Consider the following 9048-nt stretch of genomic DNA (forward strand, 5'->3'; position numbering starts at 1 on the left):
GGCGCCGGAGAGTCCCCCCAAGGACTCTCCGGCGCCGGGCCGTCCCCCGCAACCCCCGTATGCGGTGGCTGGCGGGCTCCGCCGCGTCGGATCACTCCGACCTCGGCGTCCACTCCGTCCACTCCGACCACTCCGACCGCTTCGATCGCCTCGATCGCCTCGATCGCCTCGACCGCTTCGACCGCTTCGACCGCTTCGACCGCTTCGACCGCTTCGTCTACTCCGTCGCGATCGCGTTCAGTACGTTCATCCGCCCCGCCCGGAAGGCCGGCACGAGCGCCGCGAACAGGCCCACGAAGGCCGATCCGACGAACACTCCGATGATCGTCGGCCACGGGATCTCCAGGACGTTCAGTCCCTCCAGAGCCAGCAGCTTCTGCGCGGTCGCGCCCCATCCCATGCCCAGCCCCAGACCCAGCAGGGCGCCGAAGAGGGCGATGACGACCGACTCCATGCGGATCATGCGGCGCAGCTGGCGGCGCGAGAGGCCGATCGCCCGCATCAGGCCGATCTCCCGGGTGCGCTCCACGACCGAGAGGGCCAGGGTGTTGACCACGCCCAGGACCGCCACGACGATCGCCAGCGCCAGCAGACCGTAGATCAGGTTCAGCAGCTGCCCGATCTGGTCCTTCAGTGCCTGCTTGTAGTCGGTCTGGTCGCGGACCTCGTACTGCGGGTAGTCGTGCAGGGCCGCCTTCAGGGACGTGTACGCGGCGTCCTGCTTCCCCTCCTTCGCCGTGGCGAAGACCAGCTGGTCGAGAGGCATCCTCTCGTCGGGCACGTACTTCGCGACCGTGCTGATCGAGACGTACATCGCGCCCTTGTCGATGACGACGTCATCGCTGGTGATCGCCCGGACGGTGAGCGTGGCGGTGGTGCCGTCCCGGAAGGCGACGCCGACCTTGGAGCCGAGCCCGATGCCGTGGTCCTTGGCGAAGCCCTCGAAGACGGACATGGAGTCGGGCCGGTAGGCGTCCGCGAGGCTGCCCGCCGTCGTCTCGGTGCGCAGGTCCGTCGCGTACGTCGGGTCGGCCGCGTTGATGGTCTCGCCCTTGGAGGTCTTTCCGTCGGGTGTGGTCAGGTCGGCGTCCAGCACCTTGTACTCGGTGACCCGTGCCAGCCCCGGCGTCGACTTCACGGCCTGGACGGCCTGCGAGGTGATCGGCTGCCCGCCGTCGTTCTGGATGATGAAGTCCGTGCCGACGGTCTTGTCCAGCTGTTCGGTCGCGGAGGCGACCATGGAGGAACCGACCACCGACAGGCAGGCGACCAGCGCGAGGCCGATCATCAGGGCGGCGCCCGTGGCGCCGGTACGGCGCGGGTTGCGCAGGGCGTTCCGTTCGGCCATGCGTCCCACCGGGCCGAAGGCCCGCAGCAGGACCGCGCCCAGCACACGCACCACGCCGCCCGCGAGGATCGGGCCGATCACCACGAACCCGATCAGGCTCAGGACCACGCCGAGACCGAGCCACGTCGAGCCCTCGCTCGCCTTGTCGGCGCCGGCCGCCTGGTAGAGGCCGTAGCCTCCCGCACCGGTGAGGACCAGGCCGAGCACCGCCCGTACGACACCGGCCCTGGCGTCGGCCGGGGCGCCCGCGTCGCGCAGGGCGGCCATCGGGGAGACCTTGCCGGCCCGGCGGGCGGGCAGGTAGGCCGCCAGGACCGTGACGACGATGCCGAGCACCATGCCGAGCACCGGGGTCGTCCAGGCCACCGTCAGGTCGTCGGTGGAGAGGTTCATGCCGGTCAGGCCCATGAGCTTCATCAGACCGACGGCGATGCCGATGCCCGCGCCGACGCCGAGGACCGAGCCGACCATGCCGAGGAGCAGTGCCTCCGCCAGGACGGAGCGGTTGACCTGCCGACGGCTGGAGCCGATGGCCCGCATCAGACCGATCTCGCGGGTGCGCTGGGCGACCAGCATCGAGAAGGTGTTGATGATCAGGAAGATGCCGACGAGGAAGGCGATCCCGGCGAAGCCGAGCATCGCGTACTTCATCACGTTCAGGAAGTCGCCCACGTCCTGGCGGTTGGCGTCGGCGGTCTCCTTGGCGGTCTGCACCTTGTAGGCGCCGCCGGTCCGCGCCGTCACGTTCTTCTTCAGCTGGGCGTCGCTGACCCCGGCGGCGGCGGTGACGTTGACGTTCGTGTAGACGCCGGTCCGCCCGACCAGGGTCCGCTGGGCCGTCGCGGTGTCCAGGTAGAAGATCGCGGCACCGGGGTTGGTGACGGTGAAGGTGGCGATGCCGGAGATCTTCGCGGTGTGCGTGCCGACCGCGCTGATCACGCCGATCTCGTCACCGAGCCTGAGGTGGTGCTTGTCGGCGGTGTCCGCGTCGACCATGACCTGACCGGAGCCCTCGGGCGCCGCACCGGAGGTGATCTTCATGGTGCGGGCTTCGTTGGCGTTCCAGCTGCCGACGATGGTGGGCGCGCCGCTGGAGGGCGACAGGTTGTCCTTGTCGGCGTCGACGACGGTCACCGCGCTGGAGAAGACGGTGCCCTCCGCCGACTTCACGCCCTGGGCGGCGCGGACCTCGGCGAGCACGGAGGCCGGCATGACCGGCGGCCTGCCGTTGCCGGCCGTCGTCTCGCCGGTGTCCGAGGCGCTCTTCGCGCTCACCGTCACGTCGGAGGAGGTGGCCGCGAACAGCTTGTCGAAGGTGGTGTTCATGGTGTCGGTGAAGACGAGCGTCCCGCAGACGAACGCCACCGACAGCAGGACGGCGACGGCCGACAGGGCCATGCGTCCCTTGTGCGCGAAGAAGTTGCGCATCGAGGTCTTGAGCACGGTCATGACGTACGCCCCCGGGCGTCGAAGTCCTTCATGCGGTCCAGCACGGTGTCGGCGGTCGGCCGGTGCATCTCGTCGACGATGCGGCCGTCGGCGAGGTACAGCACCCGGTCGGCGTACGAGGCGGCCACCGGGTCGTGGGTGACCATCACGATCGTCTGGCCCAGCTCGTCCACCGACTGGCGCAGGAAGCCGAGCACCTCGGCGCCGGCCCGCGAGTCGAGGTTTCCGGTCGGTTCGTCACCGAAGATGATCTCGGGGCGGGCGGCGAGCGCGCGGGCCACGGCGACGCGCTGCTGCTGGCCGCCGGAGAGCTGGCCGGGCCGGTGCTTGAGCCGCCCGGCGAGGCCGACGGTCTCCACGACCCGGTCCAGCCACGCCCGGTCCGGCTTCCGCCCGGCGATGTCCATGGGCAGGGTGATGTTCTCTATGGCGTTGAGCGTCGGCAGCAGGTTGAACGCCTGGAAGATGAACCCGATCCGGTCCCGGCGCAGCTGGGTGAGCTTCTTGTCCTTCAGGCCGGTGATCTCGGTCTCGTCCAGGTAGATCTGACCGCTCGTCACGGTGTCGAGCCCGGCGAGGCAGTGCATCAGTGTGGACTTGCCGGACCCCGAGGGGCCCATGATCGCGGTGAACTGGCCGCGGGCGATGTCCACGTCGACGTGGTCGAGCGCGACGACACGGGTCTCTCCGGACCCGTAGGCCTTGACGACCTGCCGCGATCGCGCGGCAACGGCCGTACGCCCGCCAGTGCCCCCGTGCCTGGTGATGGTCACAGCCGATGTCACGGTATGTCTCCTATTTCCGTCAGCAGTTGAGACGCACGGATCCCCGAAGGGTCCGTGCGGGTGCGTCTACGTGTGTGGCGCGTGTACCTGTGCGGCGTGCGTGGCGTGCGTGCGTCGGCACTTCGCCACGTCGCCGGTATGTCGCCGGTATGTCGCCGGTAGTCGTCGGTACGTCGCTCAGTCTGTCCGCGGGACAGGGTGCGGCGCGCTGGTGCTCGGCACCCTCTTTGCGGGGGGTTAACCCCACCCCCCGGCGGGACGGTGGGGCGCCCCGACGACGTGGAACCAGACTAGGGACGGCACCGGCACCGTCTCCTCCTCCGGCGGTACGAACCATCCCCGAGCCGTAGTACGGAGATACCCCTAGGGGCACTCCACCGGCGGGTGGAGCGCTCCGCCGGACCGGCTCCACCCGTCGGCCCGATCACGTGGCCCCTCCAGTCCTCCCGCCCGGCCTCCCGTCGCGTGAGGATCAAGTGGGAAGCTGTCGGGCGGGATGGTTGCATAGGCCACGGGGAGGGGATCCGGTGAGCGGTACGACACCTGCCACACGCGACGCCGCACAGCGCACGGCCACCGGACAGCGGGGCGCGGTGGTCGCCGCGCTCATGCTCGCCATGGCGCTGGCGGCCCTCGACTCCACCATCGTCTCCACCGCCGTCCCGCAGATCGTCGGCGACCTCGGCGGCTTCTCCGTCTTCTCCTGGCTGTTCTCCGGCTACCTGCTCGCGGTGACGGTCTCCCTCCCGGTCTACGGCAAGCTCTCCGACACCTTCGGCCGCAAGCCGGTGCTGGTGGCCGGCGCGGCCGTCTTCCTGCTGGGCTCCCTGCTGTGCGCGCTCGCCTGGAACATGGCGGCGCTGATCGCCTTCCGCATCGTGCAGGGCCTGGGCGGCGGAGCGTTGCAGGGAACGGTGCAGACCCTCGCGGCCGACCTCTACCCGCTGGAGGAACGCCCGAAGATCCAGTCCAAGCTGTCCACCGTGTGGGCGGTGTCGGCGGTCGCGGGCCCGGGCCTGGGCGGGGTACTGGCGGCCTACGCCGACTGGCGCTGGATCTTCCTAGTCAACCTGCCGATCGGCGCGGTCGCGCTGTGGCTGATCGTCCGCCATCTGCACGAGCCGCGACGGGAGTCGTCGCGATCGCCCGGCGCACGCGCGCGGGTCGACTGGGCGGGCGCGCTGACGGTGTTCGCGTGCGGCGGCGTCCTGCTGACGGCGCTGGTGCAGGGCGGGGTGGCCTGGCCGTGGCTGTCGGCGCCGTCCGTCGCCCTGTTCGGCACCGGACTCGCGCTGGTCGCGCTGGTCGTCGTGGTCGAACGCCGGGCGGCCGAGCCGATCATCCCGGGGTGGGTGTGGCGCCGCCGCACGATCGCGGCGGTGAACCTCGCGCTGGGCGCGCTGGGCCTGCTGATGGTGGCACCGACCGTCTTCCTGCCCACGTACGCGCAGTCGGTGCTGGGCCTGGCCCCGGTCGCCGCCGGATTCGTCCTGTCCGTATGGACGTTGAGCTGGCCGGTGGCGGCCGCCCTCAGCCAGCACGTCTACCGGCGGATCGGCTTCCGCGACACCGCGATGCTGGGCATCGGCGCGGCCACCCTGATCCTGTTCGCGTTCCTCTTCCTGCCCTACCCCGGCCGGGCCTGGCAGCCGACGCTGCTGATGCTGCTGCTCGGCGCCGCCCTGGGCCTGTTCCAGCTCCCCCTCATCGTCGGCGTGCAGTCCACGGTCGGCTGGGCGGAGCGCGGCACGACCACCGCGTCCGTCCTGTTCTGCCGGCAGACCGGCCAGACGATCGGCGCGGCCGTCTTCGGCGCGGTCGCCAACGGGGTGCTCGCGGCACACCTGGGCGGGACGGGCGACCTGGACTCCGTCACCCGGGGACTGGACGGGGGCGTGGCACCGGAGGCCACCCGCCGGGCCGTCGCGGCCGCGGTGCACGCGGTGTACCTCGGCGCGGCCTGCGCCGCCGCGCTGGCCTTCCTGGTGCTGCTGTTCGTGGCACCGCGCCGCTTCCCGGTGCTGCGGAACTCCGCCGACCGAGCCGCTCCGGAGACCGACCAGTCCACTCCCGGGGCCGACCGATCCGCTCCCGGGACCGATTGATCCACTCCGGAGACCGGACGGCGGCCCACCCCGGGGACCGGCCGACCCGCGCCCGGGTTAACGCGGGTAACACCGCAGGTCGCACGGGCAAGCGCATACCGACCGCCCAGTTCGGCGAAAAAGGCCCGCACAGGAATCGGCCCGAGTAGCGTGCGTGAACCGCACCCCACACCTCCCTGCGGTCCGCCGCCACGGACCCGAGCCACGCAAGGAGCCCGGGATGACACACGACCCGTACTCGTCGTACCCGAACCACCCGCAGCACCCGCAGCACCCGCAGCAGCAGTCCCCCACCTACCCCTGGCAGCCGCAGCGGCCGCCGGAGCCCGTCGCGCGCCGCCGACCCCGCCGCGAGGCCCTCGGACGCCACAGCGACCTGCGGATCCTGCGCGGCGCCTACCGCCGGCAGCGGCGCGTGGCCACGCTCACCGCACTCGGCTACTTCACGGTCTTCCTGCTGCTGTCCGCCCTGGCTCCGTCGTTCATGACACGCCCGGTGACCGACGGCCTGCCCGCGGGGCTGCTGCTCGCCCTGCTCCAACTCCCCGTCACCTGGCTGGCGATCGCGCTCTACGAACACACCGCCCGGCGCCATGTCGACCCGCTCGCGGACCGCATCCGCAGACTGGCCGCGCTCGACGCCAAGCGGGGAGCCGCCCGATGACCGGCTTCAGCGACAGCGCGCAGACCATGTCCCTGGTCGCCTTCACGGCCGTGGCCACCCTCACCCTGCTGCTGTGCGTCATGACCGGCCCGGACAACGACGACCTCGACGAGTTCTACACCGGCTACGGCTCGCTCTCCCCGCTGCGCAACGGCCTCGCGATCGCCGGTGACTACATCTCCGCGGCGACCGTCCTGGGCACCAGCGGCGTGATCGCCCTGTGCGGCTACGACGGGGTGGTGCTCGCGCTGAGTACGGCGCTGTCGCTGTTGCTGCTGATGTTCCTGCTGGCCGAACCCCTGCGCAACGCGGGCCGGTTCACCATGGGCGACGCGTTCGCCCGCCGGATGCCCGGACGTACCGTACGGATGGCCGCGTGCGGGGTGACCCTCGCCGCGCTGCTGCCGCTGATGCTGGTGCAGCTCGCGGGCACCGGCCAGCTGCTCGCCTTCCTCCTCGGCTTCTCCGGCGACTCCCTGAAGACGGCCTGCGTCCTGGGACTGGGCGCGCTGATGATCAGTTACGCGGCGATCGGCGGGATGAAGGGCACCGCCCTGATCCAGATCCTGAAGATCGTGATGCTGCTCGGCTCGGGCGCCGTGGTGGCCGTACTGATCCTCCGGCGCTTCGACTGGAACCCCGGCACCCTCTTCGACGCGGCGGCGCGGCAGAGCGGGGTCGGCGCCGCGTTCCTGCACTCCGGGATGCAGTTCACCGGCGGCGCCCACCCCCGGCTCGACATGATCACGTCCGAGTTGACGGTGGTGCTGGGCGGCGGCTGCCTGCCCCACATCACCATGCGCATGTACACCGCCTCCGGCGCCCGCCAGGTACGCCGTTCGATGTCCTGGGCGGTGTCGGGCGTGGCCCTGTTCGTCCTCGTCATCACCGTCGTCGGCTTCGGCGCGACCGCGCTGATCGGCCGGGCCGCGATCGCGCGGGAGGACCCGCAGGGCAACACGGCCTATCTGCTGGGCTCGCGCGCGGCCTTCGGCCCCGACGTGTCGACGGCGGAGAGCCTGCTGTTCACGACCGTCACCACGGCGATCTTCCTGACGGTGCTCGCGTCCGTCGCCGGGATGATCCTCGCCTGCGCCAACTCGCTGGCCCACGACGTGTTCGCGGCCCGGGCGCGGGAGATGACGCCGCGCCGCGAGATGCTGCTGGCCCGCCTCTTCGCCCTGGCGGTCGGCATCCCCGCGGTCCTGCTGGCCACCCAGATCCAGCACCGCAGCCTCCAGCCGCTGGTCACGCTCTCCTTCTGCCTGAGCGCCTCGGCCATCGCCCCCGCCCTGGTCTACGGCCTCTTCTGGCGCCGCTACACCCGGACCGGCCTGCTGTGCACCCTCATCGGCGGCTCGCTCTCGGTCCTGCTGCTGATGCCGGGTACCAACCTGGTCTCGGGCTCGCCCGCCGCCGCCTTCCCCGAGGCCGACTTCAACTGGTTCCCGTTCACCACCACCGGCCTGGTCACCATCCCGCTGGGCTTCGCCCTCGGCTGGCTCGGCACGGTCGTCTCGGGCCGCCGGCAGGCGCAGGAGCAGCGCCGGCAGTACGAGGCGGTGGAGGGCTGGCTGCTGGCGGGAGCGGTACGCAGGGACGAGTGAGGCGAGCGGGCGAGCGGGCGGGCTGAGAGCGGGCGTGGGCGCTATTCCGCCGGTGCCCGCCCGGTCAGGGCGGTGAGGCTGCTGCGCACATGGTCCATGTGGGCGCGTACGTCGTCCCACCGCTCCCCGTGCTCCCGCAGCACCTGCTCCGTGTCCCGCGCGATCCGGTCCGCCCGGACCCGGGCCTCGGCCAGCAGTTCGGCGGCGCGCGCCCGCGCCTCCTCCTGCCCGTGGTGCGCCGACTGCTCGGCGTCGGCGCACGCCTGCCGCGCCTCGCGGAGCCCGGCCTCGGCGCGCGCGACCAGGCCGGCGTGGTGGGCGTCGAGCGCGTCCGCGTGCTCGACCGCCACCCGCTCCGCCTCGGCCCACCGGCCCTCGTGCTCCTTCGCCTGTCCGGCGAGCGTCGCGGCGGTGCGCCGGCGCACCTCACGCAGTACGGACAGCGCCTCGCTGCGGGCCTCCTTCACCTCCCGCCGGGTGCTGATCCGCAGCTCGTCGGCCTCGGCGCGGGCCATGAGCAGCCCCTGAACGGCGCGTTCCTCGGCCTCCTCGCGGATCCCGTCCGCGCGTTCCCGCGCCGCCCCGCACACCGCCAGGGCCTGCTCCTCGGCGTGCGCCGCCTGCTGCCGGGCCGCGCCACGCGCCTGCTCCAGCACCGCCGCCGCCTCTTCCTCCGCGAGCCGGAACAGACGCTGCGCGCGCTCCCCGAGCGAGTCGTACGTCTGCGGGGCGAGCCGCGCGACCGTCTCGCGCAACCCGGCCGCCGCCGCCTCCATCTCCTTGGCGAGCACCGTCAGCCGGGCGGCGCGCTCCCAGGCGGCGTCCCGGTCACGGGCGAGCGCGGCCATGTGCGAGTCGACCTGTTCGGGGCGGTAGCCACGCCCCCGGACGGTCACCAAGCCGTGCGGCGACACCGATGCGCTGCTCATCCTGGGAGCCCCTCTCCACCATGCACACACGACATGATCATTTCGCGCATATCCTGATGTATCGGGAGCAAGTGTTCATAACGCGACACTCCGTAGACACGTCACGGCGGGAACGGGCGCAGAGCCAAAAAAGCGGCGGCCCCGGTCACTCGACCGGGGCC

6 protein-coding genes are annotated in these 9048 nt (G+C 71.8%); 3 read left to right on the top strand and 3 right to left on the bottom strand.

The window, feature by feature from the left end; all coding sequences use genetic code 11:
• Positions 1 to 217: 217 nt before the first annotated feature.
• Entirely contained in the window at positions 218 to 2797 is a 2580-nt protein-coding gene (locus ACFV0T_RS41900) for an ABC transporter permease (protein ID WP_385790777.1), read from the bottom strand.
• Positions 2794 to 3582: an ABC transporter ATP-binding protein gene (locus ACFV0T_RS41905; RefSeq protein ID WP_385790778.1), complete on the bottom strand. Its 789-nt coding sequence runs from the start codon at positions 3580 to 3582 to the stop codon at positions 2794 to 2796. The genes ACFV0T_RS41900 and ACFV0T_RS41905 overlap by 4 nt, the downstream gene beginning before the upstream one ends.
• 527 nt (positions 3583 to 4109) lie before the next feature.
• On the opposite strand from ACFV0T_RS41905, the gene ACFV0T_RS41910 reads away from it, so the two are divergent.
• From ACFV0T_RS41910 to ACFV0T_RS41920, 3 genes are all read left to right on the top strand, one after another.
• Positions 4110 to 5687: an MFS transporter gene (locus ACFV0T_RS41910; protein ID WP_385790779.1), complete on the top strand. Its 1578-nt coding sequence runs from the start codon at positions 4110 to 4112 to the stop codon at positions 5685 to 5687.
• A 220-nt stretch (positions 5688 to 5907) separates the two neighbouring features.
• Complete coding sequence (locus tag ACFV0T_RS41915; protein ID WP_385790781.1) at positions 5908 to 6351, top strand: DUF485 domain-containing protein; 444 nt, start codon at positions 5908 to 5910, stop codon at positions 6349 to 6351.
• Entirely contained in the window at positions 6348 to 7958 is a 1611-nt protein-coding gene (locus ACFV0T_RS41920) for a cation acetate symporter (RefSeq protein WP_385790783.1), read from the top strand. The genes ACFV0T_RS41915 and ACFV0T_RS41920 overlap by 4 nt, the downstream gene beginning before the upstream one ends.
• A gap of 41 nt (positions 7959 to 7999) precedes the next feature.
• On the opposite strand, the gene ACFV0T_RS41925 is transcribed toward ACFV0T_RS41920, so the two are convergent.
• On the bottom strand, positions 8000 to 8887 hold the full coding sequence (locus tag ACFV0T_RS41925; protein ID WP_385790785.1) for a cellulose-binding protein: 888 nt from the start codon (positions 8885 to 8887) through the stop codon (positions 8000 to 8002).
• Positions 8888 to 9048: the final 161 nt, after the last annotated feature.

Source organism: Streptomyces sp. NPDC059582, from assembly GCF_042735715.1.
Taxonomy (GTDB): Bacteria; Actinomycetota; Actinomycetes; order Streptomycetales; family Streptomycetaceae; genus Streptomyces.